Raw genomic sequence first — 21,172 nt, forward strand, 5'->3', positions numbered from 1 at the left:
TAGCGGCGGAGCCTGCGGATCGGCACCAGGGAGGACCCTGATGTCGACCCCGGTCCGGCCGGGGACCGGCGCGGGCTCTCCCGTGGCGGGGAGGGCCTGCGCCGCCCGACGTCACTCGTCGACGTGCTCCGGGTGGATCACGCTGAAGATCTCGCCCTGCGGCCCGCGCAGCACCGCGAGCTCGCCGAAGGGGCCCTCGGTGACGTCCATCAGCACGGCACCGCCGAGCTGGGTGCAGCGCTCCGCCGCCGCCCGCGGGTCCTCGGCGAAGAAGTACGTCATCCAGTGCGCGCGGTACTCCTCGCCGTACTCCTCGCCGATCTGCCCGAGCCCGGCCACGAGGCGTCCGCCCGGCGTGATCATCGTGGCGTAGGCGAAGGACCCGTCGGGCTCGGTGTACTCCTCGAAGGAGTAGCCGAAGACCTCGCTGTAGTACCCCATCGTCTCCTCGTGGTCGCGCACCATGAGCTCGTTCCAGACGGGGGCGTGCTCCTCGTTGTAGCGCTCGATCCCGTTGAGGGGAGCGGGCTCCCACAGCCCGAAGTGGGCGCCGCTGGGCTCCGTGAGCAGGGCGATGGTCGCCATCCCCGGCAGCGTGGTGGGCGGGAGCAGCTCCTCGGCACCCTCGGCCTTGGCGTGGGCGATCGTGCGGTAGACGTCGTCGACGGCGAGGTAGGTCGTCCACACCGCAGGCCACTCGGCGCCCTGCGGCTTGGGGCCGATGCCGGCGACCCGCATCCCGTCGCTGGTCATGAAGGCATACCCGTCGGGGCCCTGGGTCGGCTCCCAGCCGAACAGCTCCTCGTAGAACCGCGACGCGCTCGCCGGGTCGTCGGCCATCAGGTCGGGCCAGCAGGGGGTGCCCTGGGGCCAGGGCGTCATCCGGATCGGCATGGGAGCTCCTCGAGGTGGTGGGTGCGTGCGCCTAGTCCACCAGAGCGGGCGGCGGCTGTCACCGAGGGGCGCCGACGAGCGGGCGCACGTGCGCGACGACCCCACGCATGGCCGCCTCCACCTCGTCGCGGCAGCGGTCGAAGCCCGCGGCGTCGCCGTAGTAGGGGTCGTCCACCTCCAGCGTCCCCGCGGCGACGGCGGACTCGTCGAACTCGCGCATCAGCCGGACCTTGTCGCGGTCCTCGGGGGTGGGGGCGCGGCGCTGCAGCTCGCGCTGGTGGCTGCGGTCGGCGACCAGGATCAGGTCGCGCTGGGCGTACCAGGCGCGCTGCCACTGGCGGGCGCGGTGGGCGGAGCCGTCGTACCCCCCGCCGGTCAGCGCGGTGAGGGTGCGCGGGTCGGCGCCGTCACCCTCGTGCCACCCGCCGGTGCCGGCGGAGTCCACCTCGACCCGGTCGCCGAGACCGGCCTCGTCGAGCAGGTGGCGCAGGATCACCTCGCCCATGGGGGAGCGGCAGATGTTGCCCGTGCAGATGACGCAGATGCGATAGCCCATGCCTCGAACCTACCGGCGGCGGTCGGGTTCGCCGGGCTTCGTGCCGCAGGCGGATCCGACCGCCGCCGGTAGGTCTGAGGCGTGAACGGTCACGCCACCCTTTCGGCTGATCGTCGTCTCCAGGAGTCGACGGCGATGACCTCCGCCTCCTCGGTGGGTCGCCAGCGGCCGGTGGCGCAGCCGCCCGCCCTGCGGTCACCCGAGGCGCAGCTCGCGGTCGAAGCCCGCCACCCCGTCCTCGCGGTGGCTCACCATCACCACGGTGCGCCCCGCCCGCGCGACCAGCAGGTCGTCGAGCACCGCGGTCGCCGTCGCGTGGTCCAGGTGGGCGACCGGCTCGTCGAGGAGCATCACGGGCCGCTCGGACACGATCGCGCGAGCCAGCGCCAGCCGGGCCCGCTCACCCCCGGAGACGCCGCGGTGCCCGCTGCCGAGCATCGTGTCCAGGCCGTCGGGCAGGCCGTCGAGCCAGGGGCCGAGGCCGGCGCGGGTCAGCGCCCTCCGCAGCGCGTCGTCGTCGGCGTCCGGGCGGGCCAGCCGGAGGTTCTCCCGGACCGTGGACGCGAAGACGTGCGGCTCGTCGTCGAGCAGCGCCACCTGTCCGCGCAGCGAGTCCACCCGCAGGTCACGGGAGCTCGCACCGTCGACGAGGACCCGACCGCTCGCCGGGTCCAGGTGGGCGGCCAGCACGGCGAGCAGCGTGGACTTGCCCGAGCCGTTGGGGCCGGTGACGAGGACGGCCTCCCCGGGCGCGATCTCGGTGGTGACCGGGCCCACGGCGTCCCGGTCCGGCGTCCAGCGAGCCGACACGTCTTGCAGGGCGATTCGTGGCGGTATGCCGGGAACGGCCCCCACCTCGCCCGTCCCGTGGGCACCCAGCGGTGGGTCCTGGTCGACCAGGGCGTCCAGCCGGTCGCCGCTCGCCTCGGCGCGGGCCCAGGCGCCCATCGCGTCCGGCAGCGAGGTGAACGCGTCGGCGGCAGCGACCGGGGTGAGCACGAGCAGCGCGGCGACCGCGTCGCCGAAGCCCCCGGCGACGAGCCCGTGGGCGTAGACCGCCATGGCGAGGGTGCCGGCGCCGCACGCGATCGCGGTGAGCGCCATGCCCAGGGCCCGTCCGCGCGCGCGGCGGGCGTTGGCGGCGGCGAGACGCGCGTGGGCCCGGTCCAGCCAGGAGCCGGCCGCGGCGGTGGCGCCGATGGCCTGCAGCTCCGGCGCGTTGGCGGTGACCAGGGTGGCGACGCGGGCGACCTCGGCCCGCGCGGCCAGCCAGTCCCGTTGCGCCGCCCGCTCGCTCGCGAGGACGAGCCAGGCCACCAGGGCGCAGGCGACGAGGACGGCGGCGACGATCCCGGCCGCGACGTACGAGAACAGTGCCGTCGCCAGGATCGTCAGCAGCCCGGCCAGGGCGGACCCGACGACCGGGACGACCACCCGCACCTGGGCGTAGACGCGATCCTCCAGGTCGTCCACCGCACCGGTGAGCACCTCGCTGCGAGACCGCCGTCCGAGGCGGGCCGGGGTGAGCGGCACCAGCGCGGCATAGGCCGCCACCCGCTGGTCCGCCAGGTCCCCCAGGGCCGCGTCGTGCGAGCGCACCCGCTCCGCGTAGCGCAGCACCGGGCGCGCCATGCCGAAGGCACGCACCGCCACGATCGCCGCCATCAGCGTCAGGATCTGCGGTCGGTGGGAGGCGGCGACGACGAGCCAGCCGGACGTGGTGGTCAGGGCGATGCCGCTGGCGGTGGACAGGCCCCCGAGCACGGCGGCGCCACCGATCCCGCGGGGCGCCCGCCAGACACCGGGCCGTCGACGTGGGCGTCCACCTGGGCGATCACCGGGTCGTCCACCGGTCGCGGGTCCTCGGGCGCGACCGGGCTTCACCGGGCCACCTCCTGCCCGGCGTCCTGCCCGGCGGCAGCGAGGACGACGTGCTGGTCGGCGTGCTCGACGAGGCTGTCGCGGTGGGTGACCACGACGACGGCGCGGTCGCGGGCGAGCTCGCGGATCACCCCATCCACCAGCGCCGTCGACGCCGGGTCGAGGTGTGCGGTGGGCTCGTCGAGGGCGATCAGGTCGGCGTCGCTCAGCAGGGCCCGCGCGACCCCGAGCCGGGCGCGCTGGCCGGCGCTCAGGCCGAAGCCGTCGTCCCCGAGCAGCGTCCCGAGCCCGTCGGGCAGGCCGCGCACCAGGTCGCCCAGGCCCACGCGGTCGAGCACAGCCAGCAGGGCGTCGTCGTCGGCCGGGCCCGCGAGGGTGAGGTTGTGCCGGATCGACCCCGCCGCCAGGAAGGGCCGCTGGGTCACCAGGTGGCTGGGCGCCGGGTGCGCCATACCGGCCGTGGTCTCGCGCAGCCCGCACAGCAGCTCCAGCGCGGTGGTCTTGCCGCAGCCGGAGGGGCCGGTGAGCACGGTCAGGCCGCGCGGGACCGTGAGGGTCAGTCCGTGGAGCACGTCCCGGTCGCTGCCCGGGTAGCGACAGCCCACCCCCGCCAGCCGGGCCACGCTCCCGTCGCCGGGGCGAGGGGGGCGCCCCCTGCCGGCCGGGCGCAGGTCCACGGGCTCGGCCAGCGCGTCCGCCACCGCGCCCACGGCCTCGGCGCCGTCCGCCGCCGCGTGGAACTCCTGACCCACCCGCCGCACCGGCCAGTAGGCCTCGGGCGCCAGCAGGATCGCCGTCAACCCGGTCGCGAGCCCCATCGCCCCCTGGGTGAGGCGCAGCCCGACCGACACCGCGACCAGCGCCACCGCGATCGTCGCCAGCAGCTCCAGCGCCGCCGACGACAGGAAGGCCATCCGCAGCGTCTCCACCGTCGCCCGACGGTGCCGCTGCGAGACCTCCCCGATCGTCTCGGTCTGGCGCTCGCCGCGGCCGTAGGCCACGAGCGTCGGCAGCCCGCGCATCAGGTCGAGGAAGTGGCCGGCCAGCGCGGTCATCGCCCGCCAGCGCCGGTCGGAGGCGTCGGCGGTGGCCTTGCCGATCAGCGCGGCGAAGAGCGGCAGCAGCGGCAGCGTCAGCACCACGATCAGCGCCGACCACAGGTCCACGAGGAGCAGGGTGAGCACCACCAGCGCCGGGAGCACGGCCGCGGCGACCAGCGCCGGCAGGTAGCGCGCCACGTAGGTCTCGATGCTGGTGGTGCCCTGCGCGGCGAGGGTCTGGGCCGCGGCGGGCTCGGGACGGCCTCCCGGCATACGGCTCAGCCAGGTCTGCAGCAGCCGGGCCCGCAGGCCGCAGCTCACCTCGGTGCCCGCCCGGGACGCGACGAGCTCGGTGGCCGCGGTGAGCAGCGCGCGTATGCCGAGGACCACGGCCAACCACGCCACGGGCCCGGCCACCGCGGGAGGGGTCACCGACCTGGCCTGCGCCACCGCCACCACGACGGCCGCCACGGCGAAGGCCTGCCCGATCGCGGCGACGCCCTGGGCCACGCCGATCGCGGCGAGCAGCAGGACGGAGCGGCGGGCGTCGGGCACGAGGGTGAGCAGTCGGCGGTCGAAGGGCTTCACCGGGGCGGCTCCTGCTCTCTGGGGACGGATCGGGCGGGCGGGACGAGACCGGACGACCCGGCCAGGTGCCGCCGGGTCCGCCGGACGCACCGTGAGGGTCTGCCCCGACGATTGTCGGGGCAGACCCTCACGTTTCCGGGGAGGTGGTGGGTCGCCTCCCCGGGTGGAGCAGCGGCCGCGTCAGCGGGCGCCGCTGCCGGTGTCGCTGCCGCTCGCGGGGACCGGGGCGCTGGTCGCGTCCACCAGTCCCGCGGCCTCCACCTCGGTGACCTCGCGGGGCTCGTGGGCGTCGGGGATGTGGTGCACGCCGATGCGCTTGCGGAAGATCCAGTAGGTCCAGGCGGTGTAGGCCAGCACGATCGGCGTGAACACGACGGCCGCGCCGGTCATGATCTTGAGCGTCAGCGGGGTGCTGGCGGCGTTCTCGTGGGTGAGCGACCAGGCCGGGTCGAGCGAGGACGGCATCACGTCGGGGAACAGGGCGGTGAACAGCGCGAGCACGACGAGGGCGATGGCGAGCGCGCTGCCGGTGAAGCCGATGCCCTCGCGGCCGGCGCGGGTCATCACGATCCCGGCGACCCACAGGGCGGCGGCCAGCACGGTGAGGACCCAGGCGAGCGGGTTGCCGGTCTGGAGCATCGTCCACACCATGAAGGTGACGCAGACGACGCCGGCGACCAGCCCCGTCTTCCACGCGAGCGCGCGGGCGTCCTCGCGGATCTCGCCGGTGGTCTTGAGCGTGACGAAGATCGCGCCGTGGGTGAGGAAGACGAGCAAGGTCGTCAGGCCACCGAGCAGGCCGTGCGGGTTGAGCAGGGTGAGCAGGTTGCCCGTGAACTCCTTGTGCTGGTCGATCGGCGTGCCGCCCACGACGTTGGCGAAGGCGACGCCCCACAGCAGGGCGGGCAGGAAGGAGCCGACGACGATGCACGTGTCCCAGTTGCGGCGCCACGCGACGTCGTCGCGCTTGTGGCGGTACTCGAAGCCCATGTTGCGGATGATCAGGGCGACCAGGATGAGCAGCAGGGGCAGGTAGAACCCGGAGAACAGCGTGGCGTACCAGTGCGGGAAGGCCGCGAAGGTCGCGCCGCCGGCGGTCAGCACCCACACCTCGTTGCCGTCCCAGTGGGGTCCGATGGTGTTGAGCAGGACGCGGCGGCGTCGGTCGTCGTCCACCCCGTCGCGCCCCTTGCCCAGGATCGGCATGAGCATGCCGACGCCGAAGTCGAAGCCTTCGAGGACGAAGTAGCCGGTCCACAGGACCGCGATGAGGACGAACCAGATGACAGACAGTTCCATGACGAGGCTCCTCAGTAGGCGAAGACGAGGGGACGGTCCTCGCCGGCCTCGGCGGGCGACTGGGGGTCGACCGGCTCCGCACCGACGCGGGTGTACTTGAGGAAGAGCTTGACCTCGACGACGGCCAGCGCGGCATACAGCGCGGTGTAGACGACCATCGACACGAGGACGGACCAGGCCGGGACGGAGGGGCTGACACCCGACGCCGTCGTCATCTGCCCGAAGACGATCCACGGCTGGCGGCCCACCTCGGTGAAGATCCAGCCGAAGGAGATGGCCAGGACCGGCAGCAGCGGGCTCCAGATCACCACGTGCTTCCACCAGGGGGCGGTGGGCGGGGTCCGGCCCTTGCGGGTGGCGACGAGAGCGAGCAGCGAGCACAGCATCGACAGGAAGCCCACGCCCATCATCAGGCGGAAGGTCCAGTAGGTCGTGGGGATGTTGGGCACGTAGTCCGTGGCCTTGTCCGCGGTGCGCGGGGTGTCGGCGTACCTGGCCTGGTAGTCCGCCTGGACGTCGCGGATGCCCTTGACCTCGGCGTCGAAGGAGCCGTGGCCGAGGAAGCTCAGCAGGCCGGGCACCTCGATGACGCGAGTGGCGTCCGAGCCGTCGAGCGAGCCGATCGACAGGATCGAGAAGGACGCGTGCTTCTCGGTGCGGTAGAGCCCCTCGGCGGCGGCCATCTTCATCGGCTGCACCTCGGTCATCACCTTGCCCTGCAGGTCGCCGGTGATGACCACGCCGAACGACGCGACGAGGGACATAACCGCGCCGACCTGGACGGCCTTGCGGTACATCTGCCGGTCACGGTCCGCGATCGGGCCGCGGCGCAGCCAGTGCCACAGCGCGACGGCGAGGACCACGGCCCCGCCGGTCATGTAGGAGCTGAGCAGCACGTGGGGGAAGGTGACCAGCTGGACCTTGTTGGTGAGCACGGCGACGAAGTCGGCCATCTCGGCCCGGCCGGTCTGCGGGTTGAACTGGTAGCCCACCGGGTTCTGCATGAACGAGTTGGCCGCGAGGATGAAGAAGGCGCTGAGCACGGTGCCGAGGTGGGTGATCCACATGGTCCAGGCGTGCAGCTTCTCCGGGATCCGGCCCCACCCGAAGATCCACAGCCCGAGGAAGGTCGACTCCATGAAGAACGCCAGGAGCGCCTCGAAGGCCAGCGGTGCCCCGAAGATGTCACCGACGAAGCGGGAGTAGTCCGACCAGTTCATCCCGAACTGGAACTCCTGCACGATGCCCGTGACCAGGCCGAGGGCGAAGTTGATGGTGAACAGCTTGCCGAGCCACTTGGCCAGGCGCAGGTACTCCGGGTTGCGGGTGCGCACCCAGGCGGTGTGGTATCCGGCGACGACCGCCGACATGCCGATCGTGATCGGCACGAAGAGGAAGTGATACACGGTGGTGATGGCGAACTGCCACCGTGCCAGGTCCAGGTTGCTCATGAGGTCCCCGTCTGCAGAGCGGTGGTGAACGCTAGAAGGTTACCCACGGGTTACCCCTGCTCGCGCCGCGTCGCGGGTGCCGAAACCGGGGGGTGACCTGCGCCTTTGTGAGCACGCCGCGTCACCCCCCTCGGCCGTCTGCGCGAGAGGTCCTGGCTGAGAGACCGGTTCGTCAGGGCCCGCGGCCCAGGCGGGCGTCAGGCCGGGGGGTCGCCTGTGACGGACATCACCGGTCGTATGCCGCGTGTCGGGTGCCCATCCGCCCCGGGGCCGTACTCCCACCCCCGCCACCGCGGGCGCCGACCCCGCACCCCTCGGCCGGGGAGCCGGCCTGCACCGCGCCGCGTCACCGTGATCCGGCGAGCCGGCTCGGTGCCGCGGCCGAGGTCACCCCCCGGGTGAACCTGCCCAGGTCCGCGATCGCCTCCCGGGCCTGGCGCAGGTGGGCGTGGTGCAGGTGCCAGACGTGGATCTGACCGCGCCAGGTCTCCATGGTGACGTCGACCCCGGCGGCGACCAGTGCGGCGTGCAGCCGCCGGGAGTCGCTGAGCAGCACCTCGCGGGACCCCACCTGGACGAGGGTGGGGGGCAGGCCCGTCAGGTCGGCATACAGGGGAGAGGCCAGCGGGTGCCGGGGGTGGGCGCCGGCGAGGTAGGTCTGGGCGAAGCTCGCGCAGGCCGCGGCGTCGACGAGGGGGTCGGCGCCGGCGTTGCTGACCAGGGTGCGGCCCGTCCCCGCCAGGTCGACCCAGGGGGAGAGCAGCGTCGCGCAGGACGGCAGGGGGAGCCCGCGGTCGCGGGCCGTGAGCATCATCGCCACGGCGAGACCACCGCCGGCGGAGTCCCCGCCCACCACGATCTCGTGCCCGGACCAGCCCCGGACGAGCAGCGACCGGTAGGCGGCGAGGGCGTCCTCGACGGCCATCGGGAAGGGGTGCTCCGGGGCGAGGCGATAGAGGGGGTGCACGAAGGGGTGGCCGCAGGCGCGGGCGATCTCGGCGACCATGCTCCCGTGGCTGGCGTGCGAGCCCTGGACGTAGGCACCGCCGTGCAGCCACAGGCCGATCCTGTCGGCGTCACCGTCGGGCGGGGTGAGCTCCACGGCGGGGATCGTGCCGAGCGACACGCGGCGCTGGACGACGTCGTCGGCGACCGGGCTCCCCCAGCTGTCGTAGTAGCGGCGCCCCTCCTCCAGGCCCAGCGGCCAGTCCTGCGGCGCCAGGCGTCGCAGGAGCGCCGTCAGCTGCGCCTCGTCGTCGGCGGTGAACTCCTGGTGATCAACCGTGCTCAACGTAACTCCCTCTCCACCAACACAATTCGCGCGGACAGAGCCCAGGTTAGGCCTTCGCTCGCGGTGCTGGCGACGGACGTCATGAGGTCGGTCCGGACCCCTCACCTTGTGTATGTCGGCACCGTGGTCCCCGTAGTCATCGGCGCGACCCTCCCGCCTCCGGGGTCACCCGCCCCGCACCGCCGCACCCACCCAGGCGTGGGGGCGGTGACCACTCCCGTGGCCGTGGTGGTGGTGGTGCCTGTCGGCGCTCAGGCGTCGTGGGCCACCAGCCCCAGCGCCGCCGCCTTCCCGCTGGCGCGGGACGAAGTCCCCGACTGCCCCGGACTTGATCCCGGAGGGGGAAGCACTCCCGCGGACGCGGGACCAAGCCGTAGAACGCGGTCTTCGGACGGCCTGACTCGGAAGCACTCCCGCTGGCGCGGGACGAAGGCCACCACCCACCCCAGGTGGGCCGGGAGCGGGGAAGCACTCCCGCGGACGCGGGACGAAGTTGTAGTCACCGGACAGGACCCGGCAGGAGATGGAAGCACTCCCGCGGACGCGGGACGAAGTCACCCTGGCACCCACCCGCCACCTGGAGCAGGGAAGCACTCCCGCGGACGCGGGACGAAGTCACCCTGGCACCCACCCGCCACCTGGAGCAGGGAAGCATTCCCGCGGACGCGGGACGAAGTGCAGGTAGGTGGTGATTACCTCGGGTGGTAGGGAAGCACTCCCGCGGACGCGGGACGAAGCTGGTGTCGCGGGCGCTGGAACCCTTGGCGCCGGAAGCACTCCCGCGGACGCGGGACGAAGCGCATGCTCCACGGGATGGAGGAGGCCGGGCAGGAAGCACTCCCGCGGACGCGGGACGAAGTCCGCGGGCATCCCCGACAGCACGTAGCGCGCGGAAGCACTCCCGCGGACGCGGGACGAAGTGATCAGAGGCGATCGTCGCGACCCGGACCTTGGAAGCACTCCCGCGGACGCGGGACGAAGGCGGCCATGACCGCCTCGTTGACTTCCTTGACGGAAGCACTCCCGCGGACGCGGGACGAAGGTGCTCATCCGGTTACCCGCCGGACGGTGATCGGAAGCACTCCCGCGGACGCGGGACGAAGTCTCACCGACCGGGACCGGGCCGGGAGGAGGGGGAAGCACTCCCGCGGACGCGGGACGAAGCCGTTCGCCCACTCCACCGCCCACGCCTTGTAGGAAGCACTCCCGCGGACGCGGGACGAAGCGGGTCGCGCCCGCGTCACCGGTGACCACGACGGAAGCACTCCCGCGGACGCGGGACGAAGTCGTCCTTCGTGAGCGCGGCCGCGACTACGGGGGAAGCACTCCCGCGGACGCGGGACGAAGGGATCGCGTCGGTGAGCCAGGACCGGATGGTGGGAAGCACTCCCGCGGACGCGGGACGAAGGGGCCGGTGGCCAGGCATACGTGGTCGATGGAGGAAGCACTCCCGCGGACGCGGGACGAAGGTCATCGACTCGCGGTCGTCGTCCTGCGACAGGGAAGCACTCCCGCGGACGCGGGACGAAGTGCTCGATGGCAGCGGCGATCTTCTCGGCGTCGGAAGCACTCCCGCGGATGCGGGACGAAGCCGGACTACGCCGGTCTGCGGGACGCGTGCGCGGAAGCACTCCCGCGGACGCGGGACGAAGCGTTCTGCCTCATGCTCGGCAGCCGCGGCGCTGGAAGCACTCCCGCGGACGCGGGACGAAGGAGCCGGAGGCGTCCTCTGCGAAGAGGGTCCGGGAAGCACTCCCGCGGACGCGGGACGAAGCCGCGACGCATCCACACCTGCCCGACGACGAAGGAAGCACTCCCGCGGACGCGGGACGAAGGACTGGGTGGGCGCCGCAGCTGAGGTGCTGCTGGAAGCACTCCCGCGGACGCGGGACGAAGTGATCTCGTGGACGTGGGTCACGGTCGTGATGGGAAGCACTCCCGCGGACGCGGGACGAAGGCCCACCCATGCTGGTGCCCACGGAGCGGGCCGGAAGCACTCCCGCGGACGCGGGACGAAGTTCTCGCGGGCGAGACCGAAGGAGAAGGACGGGGAAGCACTCCCGCGGACGCGGGACGAAGACGACGTGCCCTCGTCCGCTTCCAGGAGGGGGGGAAGCACTCCCGCGGACGCGGGACGAAGTCGCCGTCCGGGACCGCGATCGGCTGCGAAGGGGAAGCACTCCCGCGGACGCGGGACGAAGGGGCCGACGTACACGTACGCCGGCGCCGGCTGGGAAGCACTCCCGCGGACGCGGGACGAAGATCGTGGGTGAGTGGTGCAGCCCTGTGCCGGGGGAAGCACTCCCGCGGACGCGGGACGAAGACGACAGCCTGGTACTGCCCTCGACTGGAGAAGGAAGCACTCCCGCGGACGCGGGACGAAGCGGGCGCCCTCGGGGAGCAGGTGCTTCGCGCTGGAAGCACTCCCGCGGACGCGGGACGAAGCCCGAGCAGCCGCCAGGGAAACTGCCGCGGAGGGAAGCACTCCCGCGGACGCGGGACGAAGTTGACCTGCCGTTCGATGATGCGGCGCTTGTAGGAAGCACTCCCGCGGACGCGGGACGAAGTAGAGGCTGGCGAGGACGATCTTGACGGTGAGGGAAGCACTCCCGCGGACGCGGGACGAAGTTGGCCTTGGTGCCGCCGATGACGGAGCCGAGGGAAGCACTCCCGCGGACGCGGGACGAAGCGCGCGGTGGAGCAGATCCCCAGGATCGCCCTGGAAGCACTCCCGCGGACGCGGGACGAAGCCCTCCCTCTCAGTAGCGTCGGTGAGGTGCATGGAAGCACTCCCGCGGACGCGGGACGAAGTCGCTGACGAACATCGCCGGGGAGAAGCGCACGGAAGCACTCCCGCGGACGCGGGACGAAGCCCCGAACGGCGCCAAGCTGCGCGTCATCGGTGGAAGCACTCCCGCGGACGCGGGACGAAGCACCAGGGGCCCCTGATCAGCGGCTCGGACCTGGAAGCACTCCCGCGGACGCGGGACGAAGTCGGCGCGGACGCGCTCCATCGACGCCAGAGCGGAAGCACTCCCGCGGACGCGGGACGAAGGGTCAGGGCCGAGCCGATCGTGCCGGTGGCCGGGAAGCACTCCCGCGGACGCGGGACGAAGGCACGGGCCCGGCCGTGGGGCCGGGCGGCGGGGGAAGCACTCCCGCGGACGCGGGACGAAGGCGGGCGCCGCGGGGGCGGGCTGCTCGCGCAGGGAAGCACTCCCGCGGACGCGGGACGAAGACCGCCTCACCTGCTACTTTGTCAGAGCCGTCACCATCCTGGGTCGATCTCCTCGCCCGTGGCACTGACTTGGCTCTCGTCGTGCTGCCTGGAGATCAAGGCGAGCCCGTGATGGTCCACGACGGCATACCGGCTGGTCCCGACGCTGCGCAGCTCATATCCTTGCTCGGTCGTGGCTGGATAGACCGCCAGCGCATAGCCGATCTCGTCCCCTGTCACCCACTCCTCGACCTGGGACCACAGCTGGTCCCGGATGCGGGCCGAGACGGTCCCGACGAAGACACCGGGGTTGATCTCCACGTACCACTGGGACAGAGCGCCGCGCAGTCCCGGGGAGAGCCGTTCGGTGACGAGCACCTGCAGGCTCACGTCGACCACTCCGCGTGCGACCAGGTCGCCTCCACCTCGCCGGCCGGGCCCCACAGCTGGAGGGCCTCGACGGTCCAGCCGTCGTCGACCTCGACCCCGAGGACCATGTCGATGTCGGACACGATCTCGGGCAGCAGACGGAGCATCCGCAGCTCGTCGCGCAGCGCACGCAGGGCGGCGTTGCAGGGATCGGCGTGCCCCTTGAGGGAGAACGCGAGCGGGATGGTGATTCGCGTCTTGTACATGTCCGCGACGTCGAGCGTGAACGACTGCCGGTTGCCCGTGTGGATGATCCCGAGGCCGGGACTGACGCCGAGAGCGATCACGACGCTGTTGACGATGCCGTAGAGCGCCGAGTTGGCCGCGTTGAGAGCCAGGTTGACCGTGTCGGGTGGTCCCATCTCCGGGCGGGTGCCGGTGTTGCGCCGCCACGACCGCAGCCGGTGCCTGCGGGCGTGCTGCTCGTACACGGCCCGCATGCGCAGCCCCTCGGCACCTCGCATCTGCTCGATCGTGGCGCCTGCGAAGGTCGCCGACGAGGTCCCGGGGAAGCGCTTGAGATACATGCGTCGAGCAGCCTCCGCGCGCAGCTCGGGGTCGGTGCTGACGACGGCCTGCCGTTGCAGGCGGTCCGTCGGCGCGTATGGCGACAGGAAGGCGCCGTACGACCGCACGGCCCCGCCGCCGACGAAGCTCGCGGCGCACCCCGCACCCGCCAGGTGGGCTGCCGCCTGCTGGGTGATGGACGTCCCCGGCCCCAGCATGAGGCACGACAGCGTGGCGACGGGGATCTGCGTGGACCGGGTGCCGCCCTCCACCTCGATCACCGCCACCGTGCCGTTGTCGGACTGGTGGATCGCGCAGCGATCGAGGTAGAGGAACGACAGCCGGTCGTCGGTGCGGGTCAGCAGCAGCGCCCGAGGCTTGGCGAGGGTCAGGGGCGTCGACCGTTCGCCGCCGGCAGTGCTCCCCGGGCCAGTCATCCGAGTGGCCGGACGGTGAGCAGACCTGCGCCGTAGGCCTTGCCGCGGCCCACGCCGGAGAGCCGCAGCTGCTGCAGTGCGTCGGCGTCCGTGACCGTGGCCAGGCCGTCGACGGTGTCGACGACGAAGCGAGGCGGGGTGCGGTCGCGGTGACGCCGGTGACGGTGGGTGCGCCGCGCGTGCTCGAAGACCTCGTCGACCGTCATCGCGGTGGCCAGCCTGGCCGCCACCCATTGCGGCACCTCGTTCGGTGCCACAGTCGTCAAGGTCTCGTGACGACGACCCGTGCCGTCCCGCTCGGTGCGCCGACGAACGGCGTTGACCGCCACGCGGAAGAGCACCGGGGTGCCCGCCGCGAGGTCCCAACCCCCGCGCGGGATCGTGGTGGCACGCGCCTGAGGTGGCGTGGTCTCCAGGGCCTGTCGGGACTGGACGAGCACGGTAGAGCTGCCGTCCAGGTGGTGGTCCACGCGATAGAGGATCTGACCGGTGGCCCGCCGCTCGTGTGCTGCGCCGGGCAGCTCGCGCTCGAAGAGCCGCATCACGGCACGGTGGGACTCGCCGTGATCGGTCCAGTCGGTCTTGACCGCGTGGGTGGGAAAGACCGTCCAGAAGGGTGCCTCGGTCATCGGGTCAGGTGCTCCTTCGCCCACGCGAGCTGCTCGGCCCGTCGTGCGACTGTCGGGGGTGAGACGAGGCCGCACTCCCGGTGTCGGGGCGCGGCGTGCCCTCCCGTGGCCTCGTAGACGCGCAGCCGCTCCGGCGTCGGGTGGCCGTCCATGGCGACCACGGGGATCTGCGACATCAGATCACCCACGTCCTGGGGGCCGCGCCCCAGGTGGAAGGGGTAGGAGGGGCCGTTCGCCATACGCCCCAGGTAGGGCATGAAGGTGGGCCGCCGGAAACCTTCGTGCAGCCGTTCGTCGAGCTCGTCGTCCAGCGCGTCGACGACGCAGAGGAACTCCGCGTGCGGCAGGAAGGTGCGGCCCTCGGAGAACTGCACCTTGTTGGTCCCACCGGTGAGGTTGATGTCCTTCACGCGGTAGGGCTTCACCTTGTCCCCGCGCCGGACGGCCGAGGTGACCTCGTGCAGGGCCACCGAGCGGTGCCAGGCCTCGGTGGCGCGTCCGGGGGGAGGCGGCACCGCCACCTGCAGGTCCACCTCTGCCGGGTTGGTGCGGTCCACACGCACGTGCAGGGTGAACCGATCCAGGAGGGTGAGGTGATCGCTGACCCCGAGGCAGGCGCCGAGGAGGCCGGCGACGCCGGAAGCGGTGGGCAGCGGGAGCGTCTGGACGGTGCGGTGGGAGGCGCTGTAGCCGGCCCAGCTCTGGATTGGGGCCGCCAGGCGGATGACGTGTCGCATCAGCGACCCGCGTAGACCTGCTCGACCACGAAGTCGAGGAGTGCCTCCAGGTCGGGGGCGGTGGTCGTGCCGTCGAAGGTCGTGTCACCGAGACGCCCGGTCACCACGGCCTCGCCGAAGAGCGTGCCGTCGAACTGCCTCGCCTCCTTCTGCCGTCGGGCGAGCTCGGCGACGGCCTGCGCGGTGTAGCCACCACGCTCGTCCCGCGTGGTCAGCGCCTGCTCGAAGTCGTAGGTGACGCGGAAGTTCTGGGTCTCGGCGAGGACCAGAGCCGGGAGCGTGCCCGAGTTGGTGGCGTTGACCTTGCCCCGGGGCAGCGCCAGCACCAGGGCGCGCACCAGGTCCTTGAGCGCCTCCTTGGATCCCGGCTCGCCGAAGGCCGTCCAGGACGACGCCAGCTGATCGACGTCGATGGTGAAGGTGCGGTAGTAGGTGCCGGAGGTGAAGTAGCTCTCGTCGATGTGGGCCGCGCCGGCATTCCCCGTCTCCAGGTCCTCCACAGCCGTGAAGTAGTCGGTGACGAGCTGCATGCGGTGGACCGTCGTGGCGTGCGAGACGGCGATGGCGGCATGGGTGGCCAGGCCGGCCTGCGAGGCGAACATCCTGCCGAAGGCAGCGATGTCCAAGGCATCCGACCGAGCGCTGCGGACCAGCTCGGTCGGCTCGTCCCCCCGACCGGTGTGGGCGGCGTGGACGGCGGCGGCGAAGGCCACGATCTCCGAGGTGGACAGGTAGACGATCGTGTCCTTGGTCTCGGCCTCCTGCTCCTTCTTCGCGTCCTTGTCCTCGGTCGTCTCCTCGGCGGTCTCGGCGGCGGTGGCGACGGCCTCCTCCAGGCTCCTGCCCTGGGTGCGCTCCAGCAGGTCCCGGACCTTCTTGGTCTGCCGGGCCAGCTCCTTGGCGTCGGTCTTGTCGGTGTAGAGCGCACGAACGGCCGTGACGGCGGTCTTGATCACGGCATCGACGTCCACCTGGGCGCCGTCGGCGTCGGCCTGGTCGAGGACCCGGCGGGTGATCTCGAAGGCCGCGAGGCGGGTGCGGGTCGAGTCCTCGTGGCCCGCCTGCCGATAAGCCTGACGCGCGGCCCGCTTCAGCGACTGGCTGGAGAGCCGGGCACGCTGGACGCCGCCGTCGAACTGGCTCTTGGGCAGGCCGTTGGAGTCGCGGTTGAGGTTGTGCAGCGGGAGCGTGACGATGACATGGCAGGTGACGAAGCGGGTGGTCATCAGCGGGTGCCTTCCGTGGTGGTCCGGGTGGTTTCAGGGGCCTCGGCGGTCGTGCCGGGCTCCGGGTCGGGTCGGGTGGTGTAGAAGTCGTGCACGACGGCACGCCGGATGTCCTGGGATCTCTGGCTGAGGCCGTCCCCCCAGGAGGTGAGGGTGCGCGCCAGGTCGTGGAAGTTGACCGGCACGTGGTGCTGCGAGCACAGGTCCACGAGATGGCCCAACGAGATCGCGGCGTTCTCGGTGTCGAGCAGCGGGAGGGTCTGCACGCGCTGCTCGACGTGGCTGCCGCCGACCGCGCGGTGGAGGCGGGCCAGGGCCCGTCCGAGGGTCGCATGGGCCGAGTCGTCCTGCGGGGCTCCGGTCGCTCCCGCGCAGATGGCGGCGGCGCGCCGCAACCCGGCGGCCTGGGTCGTGCCGAGCGCGGCGGGGACGAATCGCTCGGTGGCCCCGTAGGCCGCGACCTCGGTCGCCGGGGTGATGGCTCGCCGGACGGAAGCCGTCCATCCGGCATACGAACGGTCGTGGCGACGGTCGAGCACGCACTGGATGAGCGGGCTGGTCCAGCGTCGCCTCTCGGCCGTGCCGGGCTCGGGGTAGGCCTCGGGCAGGGTGGTCATGCGGTGATCTCCTTGATCGCGGTGGCAGGGTGGCGCGGGGCCGCGGTGCCGGCGGTGAAACGAGCACGGGCCTGATAGATCTGAGGTGCGGTGGCGAGCGTGAGCAGCGGCTCCGTGGCGGCCTCGAACGCCGCCCGGGCCCGGTCGGTCATCCGGCGACGCACGTCGACGGTGTCGATCTCCTCGCTCTGGGAGAGCCGGTGCACGGCATCGAGCACGGGCTCGTCGAGCGCGGACATCACCGTGCTGCGCACGAGGTGGCGCCGGGCGCTGCGGTGGTCGATTCCCCCGGCGAGCAGGGCCGAGCCCAGCGCCTTGCGGATCTTCTCGACGTGCACCATCACGGCCTCCACCGGGATCCGGGCCTCCACGAGGAGCTCGGCGGCGGGCACCTCCTCCCACTGGGAGAGCTCCCTGTTCCCATAGGTGTCGCCCTCCTCGTGGTGGAAACCCACCCGGATGGGTGCGTCCGGCACGGAGATGGCGCGGGGTTCGTAGATCCATGCCTGCAGAGAGGACTCGAGGGCGTTCTGGTACCACCGCTCGTAGCCCTCGGCGCTGCGCAGGGAGGCGTCGGCGTGGACGTACTTGGTGCCCTTGGTCTTGGTGTTCACCACCCGGCAGTAGTCGCCCGACGCCACGGCCTTCGCGAAAGCCTTCACGCCGGCGACGCCCTCGGTGGGGCCGTCCTGCTCGACGATCGGCACGGGCCGACGCGTCAGCCCGCGGGTGACCGCCACGGGTGCGCCGTCCTGCCAGCGCACGTGGGCGCGGTTGGCCGTCCACGTGCAGCGCCACAGGCTGCCCTGCCGGGCGCCGCCGACCAGCTGCTCGTCGGGCCGGAACGGCTCGCCCGAAGGGCCGCGGTCCTGGTCCAGCCACACCGGGAGTCCCTTCTCCCGCAGCCAGCTCACCCGGACGTTGAGCATCAGGGTCTCGGCCAGGGTCTGTCCGAGCAGGTGGAAGACGGTGTCGTGCGGCCCGCCCGCGGGTGCCCCGGAGATCGGCGAGCACTTGGGGCCCGAGGTGGGGACGTAGAAGGACGCACCCGCGCCGTTGCTCGGTTTGCCGTGGAACCAGGAGACGACCAGCAGCAAGAGGAGGACGGCGGGGTCGGCGGCGTCCCGCGGCTCCGGGCTGGTCCCCCAGGTCGCGCTGGAGGCTCCGGGCACCCTCAGGTGCAGGGTCTCCAGGGAGGTGTAGCCCTTGGCGAGGTCCGTCGCCGTGGGCTCGGGGGTGTGCCACTCCTGCAGCAGCGGTCGGTCCCGGTCGGCCAGGTCGAAGCGGTCGCCGTAGCGGTCGAGAACCGCCTCGACGCTCTCGGTCGGGAAACGCGCCGGCCCGTCGTACGACGACCGCGGGACACCCCGCAGCACCACTGCCGCGAGCGACTCCAGGAAGCGCAGCAGCGCTTCCCGCTCGACCGGCAGGAGCGAGTCGTCGAGCCCGGTCAGCTCGTGGGCCTGCAGGAAGGTCTCCCGCAGGGACAGCAGCTCGCCGGACGTGCCTCGGCGGACCGGGATGCAGGGCAGGTCGACGACATTCGTCGTCGCGGTCGGGGTCATGGGGTCTCCTCGTCGGTGAGCGTGGTGAGGCCGAGCGTGGTGTCGTAGGTGAGTCCGGCGTCGGCAAGGGCGTCGACGTGCACAGGGGGCACGTGAGTGAGGAGTGGGTGCGCGGGGGTCCAGGCCGGGGTGCTTGCCTTCGCCGCCTCGCGGAGGCGTGGGACCCACCTGTCGCCGGAAACCGTGAAGAGGCTGCCCAGGGCCTCGCGGACGCGGTCGGCGTCCGTCATCGCGGCCAGCTTGGCTGGGCTCGCTCGAGTGCCCCGTATCCCACCGACCAGCACGAAGGTCGCCGAGGGCAGAGTCGAGTAACGGGTCGTCAGCTCCAGGTCGCTGATCCCAGCCAAGTCCCTCGGGGGATTGGTGGCTTTGGCCAGGCTCCCGTGGGTGGCGGGCACATAGGGATCCACGAGCCCCAGGACTCCTGAGGCGAGCGTGTCGGCCGCGTCCTTGCGCATGCCGGCATCGACGAGCTCGGCTAGGCGCAGGTCACACAGGGTGGCGCGCTCCAGGTCGTAGGTCGTGCGGTCGACGAAGTCCTGGACGTCCTCGGGGATCCGCAGGACGGGGTGGTCCTCGAGGGTGCGGGCCACGGCAGTGAGCTCGTCGGCGAAGTAGGGCCGCGCCCGCTCCTCGGTCAGGGGACCGGCGGCATCAGGGATGACAACCCGCAGGGTGCGTTGGTCGGGGCGGGCGTCGGCCTCGTCGAGCTGAGCCTGCATGAGGGTCAGGAAGCGCCAGAGGCGACCGGCCCGCTGCACCAGCGACGCGGCCGGCGCGATGTCGCAGGCCATCGACCAGAAGGACACGTCGAGGCTGACGTCCAGGACCGGGGTGCCGCACACCAGGAGCGGGCGGTGACCCCGCGGCGCTCGCGGCCCGAGTCGGGCCTCCAGCTCCCGCTCGATCTCTGCACGGTGCGCGAGCGTCATCCGGGAGTGCAGCACCAGGACGTCCACGTCGCGGTCGGCGAGGTCGGCGCGCAGCAACCGTCCCGTGGTGATGGCGTCGTCGACGCGGGAGCGCACGACGGCGATGCTGCATCGTGGATGGCGGTCGTATGTCGTGACCGCCCACTCCCGGTGCGCCTGCGTGGCGTCGTCGGTGTGGAGGGTGGCCAGGTGCAGGTCCGGCACGGCCGTCTGCAGCGGCGGGCTGCTCGTCGTGCCGTCCCCGGCCAGCCAGTGCGCCGGATAGGCCGCCTGCCCGTCGCTCGTCTCTCGACCCGTGTAGGCGTCCTCGAGGATGCGACGTTGCCAGGTCGGCATGGTGGCGGACAGGACCGTGACGCGGGTGCCGGTGCGGCCCCACCACGCCATCAGCGCGGCGAGCAGCGTGGTCTGGTAGCGGTCGTAGGTGTGCACCTCGTCGAGGACGACGTGGTGGTTGCTGAGGGCGAGGAGACGCAGCGGTAGGTGGCGCTGGGGGAGCGACCCGGCCAGCACCTGGTCGCAGGTGGCCGCGACGACGGGAGCGAGCAGTCGGCGGGTGCTGGTGCTGAACCACTCGAAGCCGTGGCCCTCGGTGGCGGGGCAGCGGTAGAGCGAGGCGAACTGGTGGGAGAGGAGCACGCCGTTGCCCGTGCCGGTGAAGGCCCGCTGCAGTCGTCGCTGCATGGCGTCTGTGGTTGCCCGGGTGGGCAGGGCGAAGATCAGTCCTTCGTCCTGCTCGACCTGGTGGCGCAGCAGCGCTGCGCCTGTCTTGCCCTCGCTCGTCGGGTAGGCCGCGAACCACAGGCCGTCTCCGACCTGCTCGGCGTCTTCCTGCAGGGGGCGGAGGCTGCGGACGCGTCCATCCCCGTCCAGACCGACGGCGGTGCGGTGACGGTCGGTCGGTGCGGAGTAGGAGCCCACAGACGTGGTCACGTGTGCCGCGAGCTCGGCGGCGCGAGTCTGCGCCCAGGTGGCAGACATGGGGTCGAGGCCTTGCTCGATCAGGGCGAGCCCGGCATCGACCACGGCCGCCTCCGAGGCCAGCCAGTCGGACAGCTGCACGATCCCGGTGATGAGCATCGTCACGACGCCGGCCAGCTCGGGCCCCACCCTCGGAGACTCGGACGGATCCACACCGCACACCTGGGTGACCAGCTCGAGGTGCTCGGTCTGCGCCTCGCCCCAGCGACCTGCCCTGGCGTCGGCCAGGACGGTGGCCGTGGCGGTAGGCGGTGATTGGAGCCAAGCTCCGTGATGACCGCCGACGGTCAGCGCCAGCCAGGAGGTTCCGGCGTCCAGCTGCGGAACGCGCCTGACCGGACGCCCCGACATACGCTCCGACAGCAGGCACAGACCGAGGAACTCGTGCCGGCGGAGGGCGGGGTCTGCCGTGCAGGCCTCGGCAGCATCGACGCCTGCCGGGGGATAGCCTGCCTCCGCCAAGGCGGCTGCGAGCGGCTCCCGCCACGGCACCTGGGAGTGGCTGCACCAGGGCCGCAGCTGGAAGATAGTTGAAATTTTGAGAAAATCGTGCAGGCTGGCGGCGAGCATGACCCACGCCCGTGCCTCGTCCTGATGCTGTGCCGAGGTGTCCCCGGTGAACTCGCGAGCGAGCAGTCGCCGCACCCGCCCGGTCAGGACCTCGTCCCACACGACCCCGGCGATGACGGCCGTGTCGAGCAGGTGGGCCGAGACCGGGTATGGCGCTTCGCCTGACAGCAGCCGCTCGGGTCTCTTCGCCCACAGCGCGGGATGACCGGCCCCCATGATTCCCCCGTCCCCGTCGCCACCGTTGCATGTGGAGACGTCTCCTGAGGCGTCCCCTAGCGTGACGGCAGGCGTGAGATCTGCTGCACCCCAACGGTCTTCGTCGACC

At 72.3% G+C, this 21,172-nt stretch carries 15 protein-coding genes and 1 CRISPR repeat array; all 15 genes read right to left on the reverse strand.

Features of this window, described 5'->3' with window-relative positions:
* Positions 1 to 111: 111 nt before the first annotated feature.
* On the reverse strand, positions 112 to 894 hold the full coding sequence (locus ACK2IS_RS01450) for a VOC family protein (protein ID WP_409484392.1): 783 nt from the start codon (positions 892 to 894) through the stop codon (positions 112 to 114).
* 58 nt (positions 895 to 952) lie between these two features.
* A complete protein-coding gene (locus tag ACK2IS_RS01455) occupies positions 953 to 1,450 on the reverse strand; it encodes a low molecular weight protein-tyrosine-phosphatase (RefSeq protein ID WP_409484393.1) in 498 nt (165 codons plus the stop codon).
* Positions 1,451 to 1,645: 195 nt separating this feature from the next.
* The gene (gene cydC, locus ACK2IS_RS01460; protein WP_409484394.1) at positions 1,646 to 3,214 is read right to left on the reverse strand and encodes a thiol reductant ABC exporter subunit CydC; all 1,569 of its coding nucleotides are present in this window, start codon (positions 3,212 to 3,214) and stop codon (positions 1,646 to 1,648) included.
* Between the two features lie 116 nt (positions 3,215 to 3,330).
* Positions 3,331 to 4,959, reverse strand: a complete 1,629-nt coding sequence (gene cydD, locus ACK2IS_RS01465) for a thiol reductant ABC exporter subunit CydD (RefSeq protein WP_409484395.1) — start codon at positions 4,957 to 4,959, stop codon at positions 3,331 to 3,333.
* 180 nt (positions 4,960 to 5,139) lie between these two features.
* Positions 5,140 to 6,258 (reverse strand): cytochrome d ubiquinol oxidase subunit II, encoded by a 1,119-nt coding sequence (cydB, locus tag ACK2IS_RS01470; protein WP_409484396.1) that lies wholly within the window; start codon positions 6,256 to 6,258, stop codon positions 5,140 to 5,142.
* An 11-nt stretch (positions 6,259 to 6,269) separates the two neighbouring features.
* Entirely contained in the window at positions 6,270 to 7,709 is a 1,440-nt protein-coding gene (locus tag ACK2IS_RS01475) for a cytochrome ubiquinol oxidase subunit I (RefSeq protein WP_409484397.1), read from the reverse strand.
* Between the two features lie 346 nt (positions 7,710 to 8,055).
* Positions 8,056 to 9,000, reverse strand: coding sequence for an alpha/beta hydrolase (locus tag ACK2IS_RS01480; protein WP_409484398.1), 945 nt, complete (start codon positions 8,998 to 9,000; stop codon positions 8,056 to 8,058).
* Between the two features lie 342 nt (positions 9,001 to 9,342).
* A CRISPR array of direct repeats spans positions 9,343 to 12,238; the repeat unit is 29 nt; unit sequence GGAAGCACTCCCGCGGACGCGGGACGAAG.
* A 30-nt stretch (positions 12,239 to 12,268) separates the two neighbouring features.
* A complete protein-coding gene (cas2e, locus tag ACK2IS_RS01485) occupies positions 12,269 to 12,607 on the reverse strand; it encodes a type I-E CRISPR-associated endoribonuclease Cas2e (protein ID WP_409484399.1) in 339 nt (112 codons plus the stop codon).
* Positions 12,604 to 13,590 (reverse strand): type I-E CRISPR-associated endonuclease Cas1e, encoded by a 987-nt coding sequence (cas1e, locus tag ACK2IS_RS01490; protein WP_409484400.1) that lies wholly within the window; start codon positions 13,588 to 13,590, stop codon positions 12,604 to 12,606. Before cas1e ends, cas2e begins: the two co-directional genes overlap by 4 nt.
* Positions 13,587 to 14,219 carry a type I-E CRISPR-associated protein Cas6/Cse3/CasE gene (gene cas6e / locus ACK2IS_RS01495; protein WP_409484401.1) on the reverse strand — a complete coding sequence of 211 codons (633 nt, stop codon included), beginning with the start codon at positions 14,217 to 14,219 and terminating at the stop codon, positions 13,587 to 13,589. The genes cas1e and cas6e overlap by 4 nt, the downstream gene beginning before the upstream one ends.
* Positions 14,216 to 14,956 carry a CRISPR-associated protein Cas5 gene (gene cas5 / locus ACK2IS_RS01500; protein WP_409484402.1) on the reverse strand — a complete coding sequence of 247 codons (741 nt, stop codon included), beginning with the start codon at positions 14,954 to 14,956 and terminating at the stop codon, positions 14,216 to 14,218. Before cas5 ends, cas6e begins: the two co-directional genes overlap by 4 nt.
* Entirely contained in the window at positions 14,956 to 16,182 is a 1,227-nt protein-coding gene (locus ACK2IS_RS01505) for a type I-E CRISPR-associated protein Cas7/Cse4/CasC (protein WP_409484403.1), read from the reverse strand. The genes cas5 and ACK2IS_RS01505 overlap by 1 nt, the downstream gene beginning before the upstream one ends.
* The gene (gene casB, locus ACK2IS_RS01510) at positions 16,182 to 16,799 is read right to left on the reverse strand and encodes a type I-E CRISPR-associated protein Cse2/CasB (protein WP_409484404.1); all 618 of its coding nucleotides are present in this window, start codon (positions 16,797 to 16,799) and stop codon (positions 16,182 to 16,184) included. Before casB ends, ACK2IS_RS01505 begins: the two co-directional genes overlap by 1 nt.
* On the reverse strand, positions 16,796 to 18,364 hold the full coding sequence (locus tag ACK2IS_RS01515; protein WP_409484405.1) for a type I-E CRISPR-associated protein Cse1/CasA: 1,569 nt from the start codon (positions 18,362 to 18,364) through the stop codon (positions 16,796 to 16,798). The genes casB and ACK2IS_RS01515 overlap by 4 nt, the downstream gene beginning before the upstream one ends.
* A complete protein-coding gene (gene cas3, locus ACK2IS_RS01520) occupies positions 18,361 to 21,063 on the reverse strand; it encodes a CRISPR-associated helicase Cas3' (RefSeq protein WP_409484406.1) in 2,703 nt (900 codons plus the stop codon). Before cas3 ends, ACK2IS_RS01515 begins: the two co-directional genes overlap by 4 nt.
* Positions 21,064 to 21,172 lie beyond the last annotated feature (109 nt).

Source organism: Arsenicicoccus dermatophilus (genome assembly GCF_046267915.1).
GTDB classification, from domain to species: Bacteria; Actinomycetota; Actinomycetes; order Actinomycetales; family Dermatophilaceae; genus Arsenicicoccus; species Arsenicicoccus dermatophilus_A.